At 49.4% G+C, this 16,225-nt stretch carries 33 protein-coding genes and 1 pseudogene; 1 reads left to right on the top strand and 33 read right to left on the bottom strand.

Features of this window, described 5'->3' with window-relative positions; translation table 11 throughout:
* Positions 1 to 65 precede the first annotated feature (65 nt).
* Positions 66 to 473 (top strand): large-conductance mechanosensitive channel protein MscL, encoded by a 408-nt coding sequence (mscL, locus tag Dpoa2040_RS08030; protein WP_042873074.1) that lies wholly within the window; start codon positions 66 to 68, stop codon positions 471 to 473.
* A 49-nt stretch (positions 474 to 522) separates the two neighbouring features.
* Here the strand turns inward: mscL and Dpoa2040_RS08025 are convergent, their stop codons facing one another.
* The 33 genes and pseudogenes from Dpoa2040_RS08025 to Dpoa2040_RS07865 form a co-directional block, all read right to left on the bottom strand.
* The gene (locus tag Dpoa2040_RS08025; RefSeq protein WP_042873076.1) at positions 523 to 726 is read right to left on the bottom strand and encodes an alternative ribosome-rescue factor A; all 204 of its coding nucleotides are present in this window, start codon (positions 724 to 726) and stop codon (positions 523 to 525) included.
* Positions 727 to 783: 57 nt separating this feature from the next.
* The gene (locus Dpoa2040_RS08020) at positions 784 to 1,173 is read right to left on the bottom strand and encodes a DUF1992 domain-containing protein (protein ID WP_042873078.1); all 390 of its coding nucleotides are present in this window, start codon (positions 1,171 to 1,173) and stop codon (positions 784 to 786) included.
* A gap of 130 nt (positions 1,174 to 1,303) precedes the next feature.
* On the bottom strand, positions 1,304 to 1,693 hold the full coding sequence (rplQ, locus tag Dpoa2040_RS08015; RefSeq protein WP_042873079.1) for a 50S ribosomal protein L17: 390 nt from the start codon (positions 1,691 to 1,693) through the stop codon (positions 1,304 to 1,306).
* A gap of 40 nt (positions 1,694 to 1,733) precedes the next feature.
* Positions 1,734 to 2,723, bottom strand: coding sequence for a DNA-directed RNA polymerase subunit alpha (gene rpoA / locus Dpoa2040_RS08010; RefSeq protein WP_012768121.1), 990 nt, complete (start codon positions 2,721 to 2,723; stop codon positions 1,734 to 1,736).
* A gap of 25 nt (positions 2,724 to 2,748) precedes the next feature.
* A complete protein-coding gene (gene rpsD / locus Dpoa2040_RS08005; RefSeq protein WP_012764061.1) occupies positions 2,749 to 3,369 on the bottom strand; it encodes a 30S ribosomal protein S4 in 621 nt (206 codons plus the stop codon).
* Between the two features lie 30 nt (positions 3,370 to 3,399).
* Positions 3,400 to 3,789 (bottom strand): 30S ribosomal protein S11, encoded by a 390-nt coding sequence (rpsK, locus tag Dpoa2040_RS08000; RefSeq protein ID WP_002919257.1) that lies wholly within the window; start codon positions 3,787 to 3,789, stop codon positions 3,400 to 3,402.
* A 16-nt stretch (positions 3,790 to 3,805) separates the two neighbouring features.
* Entirely contained in the window at positions 3,806 to 4,162 is a 357-nt protein-coding gene (gene rpsM / locus Dpoa2040_RS07995) for a 30S ribosomal protein S13 (protein WP_012768119.1), read from the bottom strand.
* 146 nt (positions 4,163 to 4,308) lie between these two features.
* Entirely contained in the window at positions 4,309 to 4,425 is a 117-nt protein-coding gene (gene rpmJ / locus Dpoa2040_RS07990) for a 50S ribosomal protein L36 (RefSeq protein WP_012768118.1), read from the bottom strand.
* 33 nt (positions 4,426 to 4,458) lie between these two features.
* The gene (secY, locus tag Dpoa2040_RS07985) at positions 4,459 to 5,790 is read right to left on the bottom strand and encodes a preprotein translocase subunit SecY (protein ID WP_042873081.1); all 1,332 of its coding nucleotides are present in this window, start codon (positions 5,788 to 5,790) and stop codon (positions 4,459 to 4,461) included.
* Between the two features lie 7 nt (positions 5,791 to 5,797).
* On the bottom strand, positions 5,798 to 6,232 hold the full coding sequence (gene rplO / locus Dpoa2040_RS07980; protein ID WP_168640924.1) for a 50S ribosomal protein L15: 435 nt from the start codon (positions 6,230 to 6,232) through the stop codon (positions 5,798 to 5,800).
* Between the two features lie 3 nt (positions 6,233 to 6,235).
* Positions 6,236 to 6,415, bottom strand: coding sequence for a 50S ribosomal protein L30 (rpmD, locus tag Dpoa2040_RS07975; RefSeq protein ID WP_004846568.1), 180 nt, complete (start codon positions 6,413 to 6,415; stop codon positions 6,236 to 6,238).
* Positions 6,416 to 6,421: 6 nt separating this feature from the next.
* Positions 6,422 to 6,922, bottom strand: a complete 501-nt coding sequence (gene rpsE / locus Dpoa2040_RS07970; protein WP_012768115.1) for a 30S ribosomal protein S5 — start codon at positions 6,920 to 6,922, stop codon at positions 6,422 to 6,424.
* A gap of 13 nt (positions 6,923 to 6,935) precedes the next feature.
* Positions 6,936 to 7,289: a 50S ribosomal protein L18 gene (rplR, locus tag Dpoa2040_RS07965; protein ID WP_168640923.1), complete on the bottom strand. Its 354-nt coding sequence runs from the start codon at positions 7,287 to 7,289 to the stop codon at positions 6,936 to 6,938.
* Between the two features lie 9 nt (positions 7,290 to 7,298).
* Entirely contained in the window at positions 7,299 to 7,832 is a 534-nt protein-coding gene (gene rplF / locus Dpoa2040_RS07960; RefSeq protein ID WP_042873090.1) for a 50S ribosomal protein L6, read from the bottom strand.
* Positions 7,833 to 7,845: 13 nt separating this feature from the next.
* Complete coding sequence (rpsH, locus tag Dpoa2040_RS07955) at positions 7,846 to 8,238, bottom strand: 30S ribosomal protein S8 (protein ID WP_042873092.1); 393 nt, start codon at positions 8,236 to 8,238, stop codon at positions 7,846 to 7,848.
* Positions 8,239 to 8,271: 33 nt separating this feature from the next.
* Positions 8,272 to 8,577 carry a 30S ribosomal protein S14 gene (gene rpsN, locus Dpoa2040_RS07950; RefSeq protein WP_042873095.1) on the bottom strand — a complete coding sequence of 102 codons (306 nt, stop codon included), beginning with the start codon at positions 8,575 to 8,577 and terminating at the stop codon, positions 8,272 to 8,274.
* A gap of 13 nt (positions 8,578 to 8,590) precedes the next feature.
* Positions 8,591 to 9,130, bottom strand: coding sequence for a 50S ribosomal protein L5 (gene rplE, locus Dpoa2040_RS07945; RefSeq protein WP_042873097.1), 540 nt, complete (start codon positions 9,128 to 9,130; stop codon positions 8,591 to 8,593).
* A gap of 14 nt (positions 9,131 to 9,144) precedes the next feature.
* On the bottom strand, positions 9,145 to 9,459 hold the full coding sequence (gene rplX, locus Dpoa2040_RS07940) for a 50S ribosomal protein L24 (RefSeq protein WP_015962142.1): 315 nt from the start codon (positions 9,457 to 9,459) through the stop codon (positions 9,145 to 9,147).
* 10 nt (positions 9,460 to 9,469) lie between these two features.
* Positions 9,470 to 9,841 carry a 50S ribosomal protein L14 gene (gene rplN, locus Dpoa2040_RS07935; RefSeq protein ID WP_042873099.1) on the bottom strand — a complete coding sequence of 124 codons (372 nt, stop codon included), beginning with the start codon at positions 9,839 to 9,841 and terminating at the stop codon, positions 9,470 to 9,472.
* Between the two features lie 169 nt (positions 9,842 to 10,010).
* Positions 10,011 to 10,265 carry a 30S ribosomal protein S17 gene (rpsQ, locus tag Dpoa2040_RS07930; protein ID WP_035344537.1) on the bottom strand — a complete coding sequence of 85 codons (255 nt, stop codon included), beginning with the start codon at positions 10,263 to 10,265 and terminating at the stop codon, positions 10,011 to 10,013.
* Positions 10,265 to 10,456 carry a 50S ribosomal protein L29 gene (gene rpmC / locus Dpoa2040_RS07925; protein WP_012764048.1) on the bottom strand — a complete coding sequence of 64 codons (192 nt, stop codon included), beginning with the start codon at positions 10,454 to 10,456 and terminating at the stop codon, positions 10,265 to 10,267. Before rpmC ends, rpsQ begins: the two co-directional genes overlap by 1 nt.
* Positions 10,456 to 10,866: a 50S ribosomal protein L16 gene (gene rplP, locus Dpoa2040_RS07920; RefSeq protein ID WP_012768106.1), complete on the bottom strand. Its 411-nt coding sequence runs from the start codon at positions 10,864 to 10,866 to the stop codon at positions 10,456 to 10,458. The genes rpmC and rplP overlap by 1 nt, the downstream gene beginning before the upstream one ends.
* Before the next feature lie 13 nt (positions 10,867 to 10,879).
* Complete coding sequence (gene rpsC, locus Dpoa2040_RS07915; RefSeq protein ID WP_042873103.1) at positions 10,880 to 11,581, bottom strand: 30S ribosomal protein S3; 702 nt, start codon at positions 11,579 to 11,581, stop codon at positions 10,880 to 10,882.
* 17 nt (positions 11,582 to 11,598) lie between these two features.
* Complete coding sequence (gene rplV, locus Dpoa2040_RS07910) at positions 11,599 to 11,931, bottom strand: 50S ribosomal protein L22 (RefSeq protein ID WP_012764045.1); 333 nt, start codon at positions 11,929 to 11,931, stop codon at positions 11,599 to 11,601.
* A 14-nt stretch (positions 11,932 to 11,945) separates the two neighbouring features.
* Positions 11,946 to 12,224, bottom strand: a complete 279-nt coding sequence (gene rpsS / locus Dpoa2040_RS07905) for a 30S ribosomal protein S19 (protein WP_042873105.1) — start codon at positions 12,222 to 12,224, stop codon at positions 11,946 to 11,948.
* Between the two features lie 16 nt (positions 12,225 to 12,240).
* A complete protein-coding gene (gene rplB, locus Dpoa2040_RS07900; protein WP_042873106.1) occupies positions 12,241 to 13,062 on the bottom strand; it encodes a 50S ribosomal protein L2 in 822 nt (273 codons plus the stop codon).
* An 18-nt stretch (positions 13,063 to 13,080) separates the two neighbouring features.
* Positions 13,081 to 13,383: a 50S ribosomal protein L23 gene (gene rplW / locus Dpoa2040_RS07895; RefSeq protein WP_009111205.1), complete on the bottom strand. Its 303-nt coding sequence runs from the start codon at positions 13,381 to 13,383 to the stop codon at positions 13,081 to 13,083.
* Positions 13,380 to 13,985 carry a 50S ribosomal protein L4 gene (gene rplD, locus Dpoa2040_RS07890; protein WP_012764041.1) on the bottom strand — a complete coding sequence of 202 codons (606 nt, stop codon included), beginning with the start codon at positions 13,983 to 13,985 and terminating at the stop codon, positions 13,380 to 13,382. The genes rplW and rplD overlap by 4 nt, the downstream gene beginning before the upstream one ends.
* Positions 13,986 to 13,995: 10 nt before the next feature.
* The gene (gene rplC / locus Dpoa2040_RS07885) at positions 13,996 to 14,625 is read right to left on the bottom strand and encodes a 50S ribosomal protein L3 (protein WP_042873107.1); all 630 of its coding nucleotides are present in this window, start codon (positions 14,623 to 14,625) and stop codon (positions 13,996 to 13,998) included.
* Between the two features lie 32 nt (positions 14,626 to 14,657).
* Positions 14,658 to 14,969 (bottom strand): 30S ribosomal protein S10, encoded by a 312-nt coding sequence (rpsJ, locus tag Dpoa2040_RS07880; RefSeq protein WP_001181005.1) that lies wholly within the window; start codon positions 14,967 to 14,969, stop codon positions 14,658 to 14,660.
* A 293-nt stretch (positions 14,970 to 15,262) separates the two neighbouring features.
* Positions 15,263 to 15,736, bottom strand: coding sequence for a bacterioferritin (gene bfr, locus Dpoa2040_RS07875; RefSeq protein ID WP_042873109.1), 474 nt, complete (start codon positions 15,734 to 15,736; stop codon positions 15,263 to 15,265).
* A 74-nt stretch (positions 15,737 to 15,810) separates the two neighbouring features.
* The gene (gene bfd / locus Dpoa2040_RS07870; RefSeq protein ID WP_168640934.1) at positions 15,811 to 16,005 is read right to left on the bottom strand and encodes a bacterioferritin-associated ferredoxin; all 195 of its coding nucleotides are present in this window, start codon (positions 16,003 to 16,005) and stop codon (positions 15,811 to 15,813) included.
* Positions 16,006 to 16,135: 130 nt separating this feature from the next.
* Positions 16,136 to 16,225, bottom strand: a pseudogene (locus tag Dpoa2040_RS07865) (elongation factor Tu); the annotation flags it as partial.

Genomic DNA, 16,225 nt, shown 5'->3' with positions numbered 1-16,225 from the left:
CCCCTTTTTGGTAATTTTTTCATCACTTGTTAAAATTTAAACACGTCTAACCGGGGGAGAGATCAATGAGCCTGATAAAAGAGTTTCGTGAATTCGCTATGCGCGGCAATGTGGTTGACCTGGCTGTAGGGGTCATTATTGGTGCCGCCTTTGGGAAAATCGTGTCGTCGTTGGTATCGGATATCATTATGCCACCGCTGGGATTACTCATCGGCGGCGTCGATTTCAAACAATTTCATTGGGTTTTACGAGAAGCGCAAGGAAACCTTGCGGCAGTCAGTATCAACTACGGCACGTTTATTCAAAATGTTTTTGATTTTATTATCGTGTCGTTCGCCATTTTTATGGCCATTAAACTGATGAACAAATTACGCCGCACTCAGCAGGAACAACTGAATACGCCACCCAAACTCACCACAGAAGAAAAATTACTTACAGAGATCAGAGACTTGATCAGGCAGCAAAAACGATAGCTATTCCAGAAACGCATAAATACTCTAACAGAACAACTGAATCGACATGTCAGAAGGCCAGTGGTAAGAGTTTGATTTTCTTACCACTGGCCTCCCAATTTTTACTCTGTGTTTTCTGGTGTTTCTCTCTGCGTCGATAGCTTCCTTTGCCTTTAGCATTTTGCTCGACACGTTGGCGAAACAAGGGGTCATGCAGCAATGCTTCAAGTGCATTATCGGTTATTCGACCTTTAGTATGACGATAGTTCGACATAAATTACCTCATTTGATAGACATAACATTGGTAAGAACACCGTATTATAAAGACAGATCAATCGTCTTTATCAGGGTGTTGGCTCTTCTCAAACCGGCTTATCATCTGGTGCCGATAAGGCATTTTTAGAAAATCCGTATTGGCGCCTGAAAGCTGTAAACGCAATTCAAGCGCTCTGAGCTGCCGGGATAACTCAACATACTCTTTTGATGCAGGCTCAGTAACGAGCAGCAAATCTGCCAGCGTCAACGCGTCCTTACGAGCTGATAACTCTGGTGGTAAAAACCCCGAATTTTTCATCAAGTGGTATGCGCTGCGCAACTCAGCAGGGACGGCACTATTATCATCTAATTGAAGCGGCTTACCGCTTCCCGATAAGTTCTCCAATTCTCCGCGCTTTTGTGCTTCGAGTATATGACGCTCAGCCCATTCATCAATAGGAAACATAGCATAACCCCACACGCGAGATTGTGTTCATATGATAGTGGATTGAAAAGCGCTCGAACAGCGGCGGGGGAGGACTAAAATAAGGACGTAAAAAAACCGGGTTTCCCCGGTTTTTTTACGCTAGTGCAAATTACTCTGCAGCAGCTTCTTCTGTCTGAGAAACTGAGCGATCAACGAGCTCGATGTATGCCATCGGCGCATTGTCACCAGCACGGAAGCCACACTTCAGAATACGAGTGTAACCACCGGCACGGCTCGCGAAACGCGGGCCCAGTTCGTTAAACAGTTTAGCCACGATCTCGTTGTCACGAGTACGGGCGAATGCCAGACGACGATTAGCAACGCTGTCGGTCTTGGCAAGAGTAATCAGCGGTTCAACAACACGACGCAGCTCTTTCGCTTTAGGCAGGGTCGTCTTGATAATCTCATGACGAACCAAAGAACCAGCCATGTTACGGAACATAGCCTGGCGATGGCTGCTGTTACGGTTCAGTTGACGACCACTCTTACGATGGCGCATGACCTTATCCTTCTCAGTAAAACCTTAACCTGTGATCCGGTTACTCATCAGCAATGCTTGCCGGCGGCCAGTTTTCCAGGCGCATACCCAGTGACAGACCGCGAGAAGCCAGCACGTCTTTAATCTCAGTAAGAGATTTTTTACCCAGGTTAGGCGTTTTCAGCAATTCAACCTCGGTACGCTGTACCAGATCACCGATGTAGTGGATAGCTTCTGCCTTGAGGCAGTTAGCAGAGCGGACAGTCAATTCAAGATCGTCAACAGGGCGCAGCAGGATCGGATCGAATTCTGGTTTCTCTTCTTTCACTTCCGGCTGACGCACATCACGTAAGTCAACGAAAGCTTCCAATTGTTCAGCCAGAATGGTAGCCGCACGGCGGATCGCCTCTTCAGGATCGATCGTACCATTGGTTTCCATCTCGATAACCAGCTTGTCCAGGTCAGTACGCTGTTCAACACGCGCTGCTTCAACATTGTAAGCGATACGCTCAACAGGGCTGTAGCAAGCGTCAACTAACAGGCGACCGATCGGGCGCTCATCTTCTTCCGTATGAATACGGGCAGACGCCGGCACATAACCACGACCACGCTGAACTTTGATGCGCATATTGATAGATGCGTTCTCATCGGTCAGATGGCAGATTACATGCTGTGGCTTGACGATTTCGACATCACCATCATGGGTGATGTCGGCTGCAGTCACAGGGCCAATGCCAGATTTATTCAGGGTAAGAATAACTTCATCTTTGCCTTGAACTCTCACCGCCAGCCCTTTCAGGTTGAGCAGGATTTCCAGGATATCTTCCTGTACGCCTTCTTTGGTGCTGTACTCGTGCAGTACACCATCAATCTCAACCTCGGTCACCGCGCAACCAGGCATAGATGAAAGCAGAATACGGCGCAGTGCGTTACCAAGAGTATGGCCGAAGCCCCGCTCTAACGGCTCAAGGGTCACCTTGGCGTGCGTCGAACTAACTTGCTCGATATCTACCAGGCGCGGTTTTAGAAACTCTGTCACAGAACCCTGCATTGTGTCCTCTCTTTGGTACTAAGCTTTACTTGGAGTAAAGCTCGACGATCAGGTGTTCATTAATGTCCGCAGACAGATCGGTACGTTCAGGAATACGTTTGAACACACCTTCCATCTTGGCAGCATCAACTTCCAGCCAAGTTGGCTTTTCACGCTGCTCAGCCAGCTCCAGAGCGGCCTTAACACGAGATTGCTTTTTAGCTTTCTCGCGGATGCTGACTACGTCATTCGGAGATACCTGATAAGAAGCGATGTTAACAACGCGACCATTTACCATGACAGCTTTGTGACCTACCAGCTGACGAGCTTCTGCGCGAGTAGCACCGAATCCCATACGGTAAACAACGTTGTCCAGACGACCTTCCAGCAACTGCAACAGGTTCGCACCTGTATTGCCTTTCAGGCGAGCGGCTTCTTTGTAGTAGTTACGGAATTGACGCTCCAGAACACCATAAATACGGCGAACTTTTTGCTTCTCACGCAACTGTACACCATAGTCAGACAGACGCGGTTTACGTGCGCCGTGCTGGCCAGGAGCTTGTTCAATTTTACACTTGGAATCGATCGCACGAACACCAGACTTTAAAAACAGGTCGGTGCCTTCACGACGGCTCAGCTTGAGCTTAGGACCCAAATATCTTGCCATTTTCTTTCTCCAGCAATCCTAAAAGCGGCGTTACACGCGACGCTTTTTCGGCGGACGACAACCGTTATGAGGGATCGGAGTCACATCAGTAATATTAGTGATGCGGAAACCAGCCGCGTTCAGTGCGCGGATAGTAGACTCACGGCCCGGACCAGGTCCTTTAACCATAACTTCCAGATTCTTGATACCGTACTCTTTCACAGCTTCAGCGCAGCGCTCTGCTGCTACCTGAGCGGCGAACGGAGTGGATTTACGAGAACCACGGAAACCGGAACCACCGGCAGTTGCCCAACCCAACGCATTACCCTGACGATCAGTAATGGTAACGATGGTGTTGTTGAAAGAAGCATGGATATGAGCCACACCGTCAGAGACTTGCTTTCTTACACGCTTACGTGCACGAATAGGTGCCTTTGCCATTATTCAATCACCCCGATTATTTCTTGATCGGTTTGCGCGGACCCTTACGGGTACGGGCGTTAGTCTTGGTACGCTGACCGCGAACCGGCAGACCACGACGGTGACGCAAACCACGATAAGTACCAAGGTCCATCAGACGCTTGATGCTCAGGGTGATTTCACGACGCAGATCGCCTTCTACAACAAACTTGGCAACTTCGTCACGCAGCTTATCGATTTGCTCTTCAGACAGCTCACTGATCTTAACATCTTCAGCAATACCCGTTGCAGCACAGATAGATTTGGAACGGGTTTTACCAATGCCGTAAATAGCAGTTAATGCAATTACGGTATGTTTATGATCAGGAATGTTAATGCCTGCTATACGGGCCACTATGCACTCCTACAATTTTATAAAGCAATACCATTCTGAAAAGCCCGTTTTCAGGATACTCAAATGATATTGCAGTTACATACAAAAGATTGGCTGGCTAATCTAGCCAGCTCAATCCAACTTTGCAAGAAAAATATGCGAGATAATCAGCCTTGGCGCTGTTTATGCTTCGGTTCGGCGCTGCAGATGACGCGAACGATGCCGTTACGCTTAACAATCTTACAGTTACGACATAATTTCTTGACGGAAGCACGAACTTTCATTTTTACTCTCCGTAACTTCTCAAGCTAACCCAATCAGCGGCTATAGCCTTTCAGGTTTGCTTTCTTCAATGCAGACTCATACTGACTCGACATCAGCAAGGTTTGCACTTGAGCCATAAAGTCCATGATCACAACAACAACGATCAATAATGACGTACCACCAAAGTAGAACGGCACTTTCATTGCGTCACGCATGAACTCCGGGATGAGGCAGATAAAGGTAATATACATCGCACCGATTAGAGTCAGGCGTGTCATTACTTTATCAATGTACTTCGCCGTTTGCTCTCCCGGACGAATTCCTGGCACGAATGCACCGGACTTCTTCAGGTTATCTGCTGTTTCACGCGGGTTGAATACCAACGCGGTATAGAAGAAACAGAAGAAGATGATTGCAGATGCATAGAGTAACACATAAAGCGGTTGCCCAGGCTGCAGATACAGCGAAATAGTTGTCAGCCAGTTCCAACCAGTGCCCCCCCCAAACCAAGATGCAATGGTTGCAGGGAACAATATAATACTGGAGGCAAAGATAGCTGGGATAACCCCTGCCATATTCACTTTCAGTGGTAAATGCGTACTCTGTGCTGCATATACGCGACGTCCTTGCTGGCGTTTAGCGTAGTTGACAACGATACGACGTTGTCCACGCTCAATAAACACCACAAAAAACGTTACTGCGAATACCAACACTGCAACCAACAGCAACAGGAGGAAGTGCAGATCGCCTTGCCGCGCTTGCTCGATGGTATGGCCAATTGCAGGTGGTAAACCCGCGACAATACCAGCAAAGATTATAATCGAGATACCGTTACCGATACCGCGCTCAGTAATCTGCTCGCCTAACCACATCAGGAACATAGTCCCGGTAACCAGACTGACAACAGCGGTGAAATAAAATGCAAAGCCCGGATTAATCACCAGACCTTGCATTCCAGGCATATTAGGCAAACCGGTAGCGATACCGATAGACTGGAATATTGCCAACACCAAGGTACCGTAACGAGTATACTGACTGATTTTACGTCGGCCAGCTTCCCCTTCCTTCTTAATTTCCGCCAGTGCTGGGTGAACCACCGTCAGCAACTGTATGATGATGGATGCCGAAATGTACGGCATAATCCCCAACGCGAAAATCGAAGCACGGCTGAGAGCACCACCAGAGAACATGTTAAACATCTCAATGATAGTGCCACGCTGTTGTTCGAGCAATTTGGCAAGCACAGTGGCATCAATACCAGGAATGGGAATAAAAGAGCCAATACGGAAAACAATCAGCGCACCGATAACAAACAAAAGTCTGCGTTTCAGTTCGCCAACTCCGCCTTTAGCACTTTGAAAATCTAATCCTGGTTGTTTAGCCATCTGCTACTTATTCCTCAATTTTGCCGCCAGCAGCTTCGATAGCAGCACGAGCGCCTTTAGTGACGCGCAGACCACGAATCGTTACCGGACGTGCAACTTCGCCAGACAGAATCACTTTCGCGAATTCAATCTGAACGCCAATGACGTTAGCAGCTTTCAGCGCATTCAGATCAACAATATCGCCTTCTACACGAGCCAGGTCAGACAGACGGATTTCCGCTGTAACCATAGCTTTGCGAGAAGTGAAGCCAAACTTCGGCAGACGACGGTACAAAGGCATCTGACCGCCTTCGAAACCACGACGTACACCACCACCAGAACGGGACTTCTGGCCTTTGACGCCGCGACCACCAGTCTTACCGAGGCCGGAACCGATACCGCGACCTAAGCGCTTCGGCGCATGCTTAGCGCCTTCGGCCGGAGACAGAGTATTCAAACGCATCTGTTACTCCTCCACTTTAACCATATAGGAAACCGCGTTGACCATACCACGAACTGCTGGCGTATCTTCACGCTCAACGGTATGACCAATACGACGCAGACCCAGGCCAAGCAGCGTTGCCTTGTGTTTCGGCAAACGACCGATTGCACTACGGGTTTGAGTAATTTTAATAGTCTTTGCCATGGTCAATTACCCCAGAATGTCTTCAACGGATTTACCACGCTTGGCAGCGACCATTTCCGGGGACTTCATGTTGGCCAGACCATCAATAGTTGCACGAACCACGTTAATCGGGTTGGTGGAACCATAGGCTTTAGCCAATACGTTGTGAACCCCTGCAACTTCCAGAACGGCGCGCATTGCACCACCGGCGATGATACCGGTACCTTCGGAAGCTGGCTGCATGAACACACGAGACCCTGTGTGAGCACCTTTAACCGGGTGCTGCAGAGTGCCATTGTTCAGCGCGACATTCATCATATTGCGACGGGCTTTTTCCATCGCTTTCTGGATCGCTGCCGGAACTTCGCGTGCTTTACCGTAACCAAAACCTACGCGGCCATTACCATCACCCACTACAGTCAGTGCGGTGAAGGAGAAAATACGACCACCTTTAACGGTTTTAGATACGCGATTTACCGCGATCAGCTTTTCCTGCAGTTCGCCAGCTTGTTTTTCGATGTGAGCCATCTTACACCTCTACCTAGAACTGAAGGCCAGCTTCACGGGCAGCATCTGCCAGTGCCTGGACTCGACCATGATATTGGAAACCGGAACGGTCAAAAGAAACACCTTTGATGCCTTTTTCCAGAGCGCGTTCAGCAACAGCTTTACCTACAGCTGCAGCTGCGTCTTTGTTACCGGTATACTTCAGTTGTTCAGCGATAGCTTTTTCTACAGTAGAAGCGGCTACCAGGACTTCAGAACCGTTCGATGCGATAACCTGCGCATAAATATGACGAGGGGTACGATGTACCACCAGACGTGTCGCACCCAGTTCACGGAGTTTGCGACGTGCGCGGGTTGCACGACGGATACGAGCTGATTTCTTATCCATAGTGTTACCTTACTTCTTCTTAGCCTCTTTGATACGCACGACTTCATCGGCGTAACGGACACCTTTACCTTTATAAGGCTCAGGACGACGGTAAGCGCGCAGGTCAGCAGCTACCTGACCGATCAGCTGTTTATCAGCACCTTTCAGTACGATTTCAGTCTGAGACGGACATTCAGCGGTAATACCTGCTGGCAGCTCGTGATCGATCGGGTGAGAGAAGCCTAGGGCCAAATTCACCACATTACCTTTCACAGCCGCACGATAACCTACACCTACCAGCTGTAGCTTTTTGGTGAAGCCTTCGGTAACACCGATAACCATGCTGTTCAACAGAGCACGAGTAGTCCCGGCCTGAGCCCAGCCATCGGCAAAACCTTCACGCGGAGCGAAAGTCAGCACGTTATCAGCCTGTTTAACTTCTACAGCAGCATTGACTTTGCGGGTCAGCTCGCCGTTTTTACCCTTAATCGAAATATCCTGACCGTTGAGTTTTACCTCTACGCCGGCAGGAATGACGACGGGTGCTTTTGCAACACGAGACATTCTTTCCTCCCGATTAAGCTACGTAGCAGATAATCTCGCCACCAAGACCAGCCTGGCGAGCTGCACGATCAGTCATCACACCTTTGGAGGTAGAAACAACCGCGATACCTAAACCGGCCATAACTTTTGGCAGCTCATCTTTACGTTTGTAGATGCGCAGACCAGGACGGCTTACACGCTGAATGCTCTCTACCACAGCCTTACCCTGGAAGTATTTCAGAGAAATTTCCAGTTCTGGTTTGGTGTCGCCTTCGATTTTGTAATCTTCGATATAACCTTCTTCCTTCAGCACTTTGGCAATTGCCACTTTCAGCTTGGAGGAAGGCATGGTGACCGCAACTTTGTTCGCGGTCTGACCGTTACGGATACGGGTCAGCATATCCGCGATCGGATCTTGCATGCTCATCTGTCTTTACTCCCGTGATTCAATTGGTGACAATTACCAGCTAGCCTTTTTCAGGCCCGGAATTTCACCGCGCATGGCGGCTTCACGGACCTTAATACGGCTCAACCCGAACTTCCGCAGGAAAGCGTGCGGACGACCAGTCTGGCGGCAGCGGTTACGCTGACGGGACGGGCTGGAATCACGCGGCAGAGTCTGCAGCTTCAGAACAGCATCCCAACGATCTTCGTCGGAGGCGTTCACGTCAGAAATAATAGCCTTCAGTTCAGCGCGTTTAGCGAAGAATTTGTTAGCCAGTTTCACGCGTTTGACTTCGCGTGCTTTCATGGATTGCTTAGCCATTAGTAACCCTACCTTACTTGCGGAACGGGAAGTTAAAGGCAGCCAGCAGAGCACGGCCTTCATCATCGGTTTTCGCAGTGGTGGTAATGGTAATATCCAAACCACGAACGCGATCGACTTTGTCATAGTCGATTTCCGGGAAGATGATCTGCTCACGCACGCCCATGCTGTAGTTACCACGGCCATCGAATGACTTCGAGGACAGACCGCGGAAGTCGCGGATACGCGGCACAGCAATGGTAATCAGACGCTCAAAGAACTCCCACATGCGTTCGCCACGCAGAGTTACTTTACAGCCGATCGGATAGCCCTGACGGATTTTGAAGCCTGCAACAGATTTGCGTGCTTTGGTGATCAACGGTTTTTGACCGGAGATAGCTGTCAAATCAGCTGCCGCATTATCCAGCAGTTTTTTGTCAGCAATCGCTTCACCAACACCCATGTTCAGGGTGATCTTCTCGACCCGAGGGACTTGCATGACAGAATGGTAGTTAAACTGAGTCATCAGTTTTTTAACTACTTCGTCTTTGTAGTAATCATGCAGTTTCGCCATCGTACTACTCCAAATTACTTGATAGTTTCGCTGTTAGACTTGAAGAAACGGACTTTTTTACCGTCTTCGAATCTAAAGCCTACACGGTCCGCCTTGCCGGTTGCCGCATTGAAGATTGCAACGTTAGAAACCTGAATAGCAGCTTCTTTTTCAACGATGCCGCCTGGTTGATTCAGAGCCGGAACAGGCTTCTGATGTTTTTTAACCAGGTTGATACCTTCAACAATGACCTTGCCAGCAGACAGGACATTTTTCACCTTACCGCGCTTACCTTTATCTTTGCCGGTCAGCACGATAACTTCGTCATCACGACGGATTTTCGCTGCCATGGTTCGCTCCTTACAGTACTTCTGGTGCCAGAGAGATAATTTTCATGAACTTCTCAGAACGCAGCTCACGAGTTACCGGCCCAAAAATACGCGTACCGATCGGCTGCTCGCTGTTATTGTTCAGAAGAACACAAGCATTGCCATCGAAGCGAACGACAGAACCGTCAGGGCGACGAACACCCTTCCTGGTGCGCACCACTACCGCCTTCAGCACATCGCCTTTTTTCACCTTGCCACGAGGAATTGCTTCCTTGATGGTGATTTTGATGATGTCGCCTACGTCTGCGTAGCGACGGTGCGAGCCACCCAGAACCTTGATACACATTACGCGACGTGCACCGGAGTTATCGGCCACGTTCAGCATAGTCTGTTCTTGGATCATGTTAGTGCTCCGCTAATGTCAACTACTACTTATGGGACCTATAATAGGTCGTTAAAAAACCCCCATAATTAAGGGCGCAGCATTATAACACTGCTTTCTCAACATGGGTAGAAAAAATAAACGGCTCAACAGATTGAGCCGTTTATTTTATTTGAGAGCGCTTACTGTATTACAGAACCGCTTTCTCTACAACGCGAACCAACGTCCAAGATTTGGTTTTGGACAGCGGACGGCATTCGCGGATTTCAACCACGTCACCAATTCCACATTCGTTGTTCTCGTCATGCACGTGCAGCTTAGTCGTGCGCTTGATGAATTTACCGTAGATCGGGTGTTTCACGAAACGCTCAATAGCAACAACAGCAGACTTCTGCATTTTGTCACTAACAACACGACCTTGCAGAGTACGGATTTTATCGGTCATTACGCACCCGCCTTCTCAGTCAGTAAAGTCTTAACGCGTGCGACATTACGACGCACTTGCTTCAACAGGTGAGTTTGTTGCAGCTGACCGCTGGCAGCCTGCATGCGCAGATTGAACTGTTCACGCAGCAGTCCGAGCAGTTCGGTATTCAGCTCTTCAACGCTCTTTTCACGCAGCTCTTTTGCTTTCATTACATCACCGTCTTAGTTACAAAGGTGGTTTTGATCGGCAGTTTCGCTGCTGCCAGTTCGAATGCCTCACGGGCTAACTCTTCCGGCACCCCGTCCATTTCGTACAGGACTTTACCTGGCTGAATCAAGGCAACCCAATACTCTACGTTACCTTTACCTTTACCCATACGCACTTCAAGCGGCTTTTCAGTAATCGGTTTGTCCGGGAATACACGGATCCAGATCTTACCTTGACGCTTAACAGCACGAGTCATAGCACGACGTGCAGCTTCGATTTGACGAGCAGTCAGGCGACCGCGGCCAACAGCTTTCAGACCGAAAGTGCCGAAGCTCACATCCGTACCGGCAGCCAGACCACGGTTGCGGCCTTTGTGCACTTTACGGAATTTTGTACGCTTTGGTTGTAACATTCAGCGACTCTCCTTACTTGCGGCCTTTACGCTGCTGCTTTTTCGGTTGAGCAGCCGGTTTTTCCGGTTGTTCAACGGCAGCCATACCACCCAGGATCTCACCTTTGAAGATCCACAATTTCACACCGATGACACCGTAAGTGGTGTGCGCTTCAGAGGTGTTGTAGTCGATGTCAGCGCGCAGCGTATGTAACGGAACGCGACCTTCGCGGTACCATTCGGTACGTGCGATTTCAGCGCCGCCCAGACGACCGCTAACTTCAACTTTGATACCTTTAGCGCCCAGACGCATGGCGTTCTGAACAGCACGCTTCATCGCGCGACGGAACATAACACGACGTTCCAGCTGAGAAGTGATGCTGTCAGCAACCAGTTTTGCGTCCAGTTCAGGCTTACGAACTTCAGCGATGTTGATCTGCGCTGGAACGCCAGCGATATCCGCTACGCCTTTACGCAGTTTTTCAACGTCTTCACCTTTCTTGCCGATAACGATACCCGGACGAGCAGTGTGAATAGTCACACGAATGCTTTTAGCCGGACGCTCGATAACGATGCGAGAAACGGAGGCTTTCTCCAGTTCCTTGTTCAGGTACTGGCGAACTTTAAAATCGCTGTCCAGGTTGTCAGCGAATTCTTTGGTATTGGCATACCAGGTAGAGTTCCAAGTTTTGACAATACCCAGGCGAATACCATTAGGATGTACTTTCTGACCCATTGCTAGTCTCCAGAGTCTCAGCGATCGGACACAACCACAGTGATGTGGCTGGTACGCTTCAGGATGCGATCCGCACGACCTTTAGCACGCGGCATAATGCGTTTCATGCTCGGGCCTTCGTCTACGAAAATTTTCGCAACTTTCAGATCGTCAATGTCAGCGCCATCGTTGTGTTCTGCGTTAGCAATGGCAGACTCCAGTACTTTTTTGACCAAACCAGCAGCTTTCTTGTTGGTATAGGTCAGAATATCCAGAGCTTGCGACACTTTCTTACCGCGAATCAGGTCAGCCACCAGGCGAACCTTCTGAGCAGAAGAACGAGCATGGCGATGTTTAGCGATAGTTTCCATCTCTTCCTCCTACCTTATTTCTTCTTGGCTTTTTTATCAGCCGCGTGGCCGCGATAAGTACGAGTTGCCGCGAATTCACCCAGCTTATGCCCGACCATCTCGTCAGAGATGAATACCGGAACGTGCTGACGACCATTATGGACAGCGATGGTCAAACCGATCATGTTTGGAAAGATCGTTGAGCGACGGGACCAGGTGCGCAGGGGCTTCTTGTCACCGCTTTCCACCGCTTTCTCTACCTTCTTCAGCAAGTGCAGGTCGATAAATGGACCTTTCTTGAGAGAACGTGGCATGGTTTATCCTCTAAAATTATTTAGTACGGCGACGTACGATGAATTTATCAGTACGCTTGTTGCTGCGGGTCTTCTTACCTTTGGTCTGAACGCCCCACGGGGTAACCGGGTGCTTACCAAAGTTACGACCTTCACCACCACCGTGCGGGTGGTCAACCGGGTTCATCGCAGTACCGCGAACGGTCGGACGAACACCACGCCAGCGTGTAGCACCTGCTTTACCCAGAACGCGCAGCATATGCTCAGCATTGCCAACTTCGCCCAGCGTTGCGCGGCAGTCAGATTCGACTTTACGCATTTCGCCAGAACGCAGACGCAGGGTAACGTAGGCACCTTCACGAGCAACGATCTGAACGTAAGCACCGGCAGAGCGAGCCAACTGGCCGCCTTTACCTGGTTTCATTTCTACGTTGTGAACCGTTGAACCGACCGGGATGTTACGCATCGGCAGGGTGTTACCGGTTTTGATTGCAGCATCAACACCAGACTGAATCTGGTCACCTGCTTTCAGGCCTTTCGGCGCCAGGATGTAACGGCGTTCGCCGTCTTTGTACAGAACCAGCGCGATGTTCGCGGAACGGTTCGGATCGTACTCCAGACGCTCAACTACAGCCGGAATACCGTCTTTGTTGCGTTTGAAGTCAACAATACGGTACTGCTGTTTGTGACCACCACCGATGTGACGAGTGGTGATGCGACCATTGTTGTTACGGCCACCGCTTTTGCTGTTTTTTTCCAGCAACGGGGCATATGGTTTGCCCTTGTGCAGCTCAGGGTTAACCACTTTAACAACGTGGCGACGACCCGGAGATGTCGGTTTACACTTAACAACTGCCATTGTTCTTACTCCTCCGACTTACTCTGCGCCGCCGATGAAGTCCAGATTCTGGCCTTCTTTCAGGGTGACGTAAGCTTTTTTCCAGTCGCTACGACGACCGATACGCTGTCCGTGACGTTTTACTTTCCCTTTAACAACCAGGGTGCGGACGTCATTGACTTCGACTTCAAACAGTTTCTGTACTGCAGCTTTGATTTCTGCTTTAGTCGCGTCTTTAGCAACTTTGAGTACGATGGTGTTGTTTTTTTCCATCGCAGTAGACGCTTTTTCAGAAACGTGCGGCGCGCGCAATACTTTCAGCAGACGTTCTTCACGAATCATGCCAGCATCTCCTCAACTTGCTTAACAGCATCAGCAGTCATAACCACTTTGTCGAAGGCGATCAGGCTTACCGGATCGATGCCTGCCACGTCGCGTACGTCAACCTTGTACAGGTTGCGAGCGGCCAGGAACAGGTTCTCATCCAGTTCGCCGGTGATGATCAGCACGTCATCCAGCGCCAGTTCTTTCAGTTTCTGAGCCAGCAGCTTGGTTTTCGGTGCTTCAACAGAGAACTTCTCGACAACGATCAGACGATCCTGACGTACCAGTTCGGACAGGATGCTTTTCAGCGCGCCGCGGTACATCTTTTTGTTTACTTTCTGGCTGTGATCCTGCGGCTTGGCTGCGAAAGTCACGCCACCAGAACGCCAGATCGGGCTCTTGATAGAACCAGAACGCGCACGGCCTGTGCCTTTCTGACGCCACGGTTTTTTACCGGAACCAGTTACTTCAGCACGGGTCTTCTGAGCGCGAGTACCTTGACGGGCACCTGCTGCATAAGCAACAACAACCTGGTGAACCAGCGCTTCGTTGAAATCACGACCGAAGGTAGTTTCGGAAACAGTCAGCGCGCTTTGCGCGTCTTTCAATACTAATTCCATTGCTATCTCCTCACGCCTTCACAGCCGGTTTAACGATCAGGTCGCTACCGGTTGCACCCGGGACTGCACCTTTAACCAGCAGCAGGTTGCGCTCAGCGTCAACACGTACTACGTCCAGGCTCTGAACGGTTACACGTTCGTTACCCAGCTGGCCTGCCATTTTCTTGCCTTTGAACACTTTACCCGGAGTCTGGTTCTGACCGATAGAACCCGGAACACGGTGAGACAAGGAGTTACCGTGGGTAGCATCCTGAGTACGGAAGTTCCAGCGCTTAACGGTACCGGCAAAGCCTTTACCTTTAGAAGTACCGGTAACGTCTACTTTCTTAACGTCAGCGAAAATTTCAACGCTAATGTCTTGTCCTACCGCGAATTCTTCGCTGTCAGCCAGACGAAATTCACGCAGAACACGACCAGCTTCAACGCCAGCTTTAGCGAAGTGACCGGCTTCCGGTTTGGTTACACGGTTAGCTTTTTTAGCGCCAGTGGTCACCTGAACAGCACGGTATCCGTCGTTCTCCAGGGTTTTAACCTGAGTCACGCGGTTTGCTTCAATTTCGATTACGGTTACGGGGATAGAAACGCCTTCTTCAGTGAAGATGCGGGTCATACCCACTTTTTTACCGACTAAACCAATCATTGTTTCAACCTCTCAATCGCTCAATGACCTGATTAACCCAGGCTGATCTGCACGTCTACACCGGCAGCCAGATCCAGACGCATCAGAGCATCAACGGTTTTCTCGGTTGGCTCAACGATGTCAACCAGACGCTTGTGAGTGCGAATCTCGTACTGATCGCGCGCGTCTTTGTTAACGTGCGGGGAGATCAGAACGGTAAAGCGCTCTTTGCGGGTCGGCAGCGGGATCGGACCACGGACCTGCGCACCAGTGCGCTTGGCAGTCTCGACGATTTCCGCAGTTGATTGATCGATCAGACGATGATCAAACGCTTTCAGGCGGATACGGATTCTTTGGTTCTGCATGAGACCAGAGCTCCAATTATTTTATAAACGAAAATAATTACTCCTCACACCCATTACGATTGATGGGGGAGTGTAATCGTTCAGTACATAACCCCCATATCGGGAGTATTGTTCGGCGGGTATCGGGTACCTGCCTGCAGATTCATACGAATCAGGCTTACCATTTCAGGTAAGCCCGCGCATTATACGCAAATTTGCTCAGGAAGCAATCGAAAGTTCGAGGTGATGATTTACTCCAGCCCTCAACGGGACAACCATCTTCTTAACTTTGCAGCGAACATAGGATGGAAAAATCATTCTGCTTTTAATTGCGCTTGCAAATAGTTTTGAATACCCAAGCGCGCAATCAACTCCAGCTCAGTTTCTAGCCAATCAATGTGTTCTTCCTCATCAGAGAGCACATCAATCATCAGATCTCGGCTAACATAATCCCTCACAGAATCGGCATAGGCGATTGCTTCGCGCAAATTTTTTGCACCTTCAAGCTCCAGCGCCAGGTCTGAGCGTAGCATCTCTTCGACATCTTCACCGATATTAAGTTTACCGAGATCTTGTAGATTAGGGACACCTTCCAGAAACAGAATACGTTCAATGTAGCGATCCGCATGTTTCATTTCGTCAATCGACTCATGATACTCATGATCGTTAAGACGTTTGAGTCCCCAGTTGTTAAACATGCGGGCATGAAGAAAGTACTGGTTGATTGCAACCAACTCATTACCCAACAGTTTATTCAGATATGTAATGACATTCTTATCGCCTTTCATGACTTGCTCCTCCGCTTCAGTATTAAAAAGTGTAGAAGCGACCAACACAGAGTCAAAAGAATGTCCTGCTCCAGTCATGCGACTTGATGCAATTGCGCATTTTTTGCTGTTTCTTCTTCCAGAATAAGCCGAGCCTGACGGATACATTTGCCACATGCCGTGCCTACCGGCACAAATTGCTTCAGCTGTTTCAACGACTGTGGTTGGTGCTGGCGCACCACCTGTCGAATGACTTTATCGGAAACGGCATTGCACAGGCAGACATACATATGTGAGCAACTCATTTTTTAATCAACTTGCCACATTGTAAATAAGAATGGTTTTTATTTCAATTTTTCTATGGGGCAATAAAAAAGGGTACCGAAGCACCCTTTTCATTTTTCATATCAGCTATCGGAATTAAGCGATAACTTTAGCAACCACGCCGGCGCCTACAGTACGGCCACCTTCACGGATAGCGAAACGCAGACCGTCGTCCATCGCGATTGG

It is taken from the genome of Dickeya sp. CFBP 2040, assembly GCF_012273755.1.
Taxonomy (GTDB): Bacteria; Pseudomonadota; Gammaproteobacteria; order Enterobacterales; family Enterobacteriaceae; genus Dickeya; species Dickeya poaceiphila.
The sequence above is the reverse complement of the archived record's forward strand: the minus strand, read 5'-3'. Positions and strand labels throughout refer to the sequence as shown.

Bases quoted from the DNA above. Each gene is read 5' to 3' on its own strand.
- mscL (WP_042873074.1), top strand. From the start codon at position 66: ATGAGCCTGATAAAAGAGTTTCGTGAATTCGCTATGCGCGGCAATGTG.
- Dpoa2040_RS08025 (WP_042873076.1), bottom strand. From the start codon at position 726: ATGTCGAACTATCGTCATACTAAAGGTCGAATAACCGATAATGCACTT.
- Dpoa2040_RS08020 (WP_042873078.1), bottom strand. From the start codon at position 1,173: ATGTTTCCTATTGATGAATGGGCTGAGCGTCATATACTCGAAGCACAA.
- rplQ (WP_042873079.1), bottom strand. From the start codon at position 1,693: ATGCGCCATCGTAAGAGTGGTCGTCAACTGAACCGTAACAGCAGCCAT.
- rpoA (WP_012768121.1), bottom strand. From the start codon at position 2,723: ATGCAGGGTTCTGTGACAGAGTTTCTAAAACCGCGCCTGGTAGATATC.
- rpsD (WP_012764061.1), bottom strand. From the start codon at position 3,369: ATGGCAAGATATTTGGGTCCTAAGCTCAAGCTGAGCCGTCGTGAAGGC.
- rpsK (WP_002919257.1), bottom strand. From the start codon at position 3,789: ATGGCAAAGGCACCTATTCGTGCACGTAAGCGTGTAAGAAAGCAAGTC.
- rpmJ (WP_012768118.1), bottom strand. From the start codon at position 4,425: ATGAAAGTTCGTGCTTCCGTCAAGAAATTATGTCGTAACTGTAAGATT.
- secY (WP_042873081.1), bottom strand. From the start codon at position 5,790: ATGGCTAAACAACCAGGATTAGATTTTCAAAGTGCTAAAGGCGGAGTT.
- rplO (WP_168640924.1), bottom strand. From the start codon at position 6,232: ATGCGTTTGAATACTCTGTCTCCGGCCGAAGGCGCTAAGCATGCGCCG.
- rpmD (WP_004846568.1), bottom strand. From the start codon at position 6,415: ATGGCAAAGACTATTAAAATTACTCAAACCCGTAGTGCAATCGGTCGT.
- rpsE (WP_012768115.1), bottom strand. From the start codon at position 6,922: ATGGCTCACATCGAAAAACAAGCTGGCGAACTGCAGGAAAAGCTGATC.
- rplR (WP_168640923.1), bottom strand. From the start codon at position 7,289: ATGGATAAGAAATCAGCTCGTATCCGTCGTGCAACCCGCGCACGTCGC.
- rplF (WP_042873090.1), bottom strand. From the start codon at position 7,832: ATGTCTCGTGTTGCAAAAGCACCCGTCGTCATTCCTGCCGGCGTAGAG.
- rpsH (WP_042873092.1), bottom strand. From the start codon at position 8,238: ATGAGCATGCAAGATCCGATCGCGGATATGCTGACCCGTATCCGTAAC.
- rpsN (WP_042873095.1), bottom strand. From the start codon at position 8,577: ATGGCTAAGCAATCCATGAAAGCACGCGAAGTCAAACGCGTGAAACTG.
- rplE (WP_042873097.1), bottom strand. From the start codon at position 9,130: ATGGCGAAACTGCATGATTACTACAAAGACGAAGTAGTTAAAAAACTG.
- rplX (WP_015962142.1), bottom strand. From the start codon at position 9,459: ATGGCAGCGAAAATCCGTCGTGATGACGAAGTTATCGTGCTGACCGGC.
- rplN (WP_042873099.1), bottom strand. From the start codon at position 9,841: ATGATCCAAGAACAGACTATGCTGAACGTGGCCGATAACTCCGGTGCA.
- rpsQ (WP_035344537.1), bottom strand. From the start codon at position 10,265: ATGACCGATAAAATCCGTACTCTGCAAGGTCGTGTTGTTAGTGACAAA.
- rpmC (WP_012764048.1), bottom strand. From the start codon at position 10,456: ATGAAAGCAAAAGAGCTGCGTGAAAAGAGCGTTGAAGAGCTGAATACC.
- rplP (WP_012768106.1), bottom strand. From the start codon at position 10,866: ATGTTACAACCAAAGCGTACAAAATTCCGTAAAGTGCACAAAGGCCGC.
- rpsC (WP_042873103.1), bottom strand. From the start codon at position 11,581: ATGGGTCAGAAAGTACATCCTAATGGTATTCGCCTGGGTATTGTCAAA.
- rplV (WP_012764045.1), bottom strand. From the start codon at position 11,931: ATGGAAACTATCGCTAAACATCGCCATGCTCGTTCTTCTGCTCAGAAG.
- rpsS (WP_042873105.1), bottom strand. From the start codon at position 12,224: ATGCCACGTTCTCTCAAGAAAGGTCCATTTATCGACCTGCACTTGCTG.
- rplB (WP_042873106.1), bottom strand. From the start codon at position 13,062: ATGGCAGTTGTTAAGTGTAAACCGACATCTCCGGGTCGTCGCCACGTT.
- rplW (WP_009111205.1), bottom strand. From the start codon at position 13,383: ATGATTCGTGAAGAACGTCTGCTGAAAGTATTGCGCGCGCCGCACGTT.
- rplD (WP_012764041.1), bottom strand. From the start codon at position 13,985: ATGGAATTAGTATTGAAAGACGCGCAAAGCGCGCTGACTGTTTCCGAA.
- rplC (WP_042873107.1), bottom strand. From the start codon at position 14,625: ATGATTGGTTTAGTCGGTAAAAAAGTGGGTATGACCCGCATCTTCACT.
- rpsJ (WP_001181005.1), bottom strand. From the start codon at position 14,969: ATGCAGAACCAAAGAATCCGTATCCGCCTGAAAGCGTTTGATCATCGT.
- bfr (WP_042873109.1), bottom strand. From the start codon at position 15,736: ATGAAAGGCGATAAGAATGTCATTACATATCTGAATAAACTGTTGGGT.
- bfd (WP_168640934.1), bottom strand. From the start codon at position 16,005: ATGTATGTCTGCCTGTGCAATGCCGTTTCCGATAAAGTCATTCGACAG.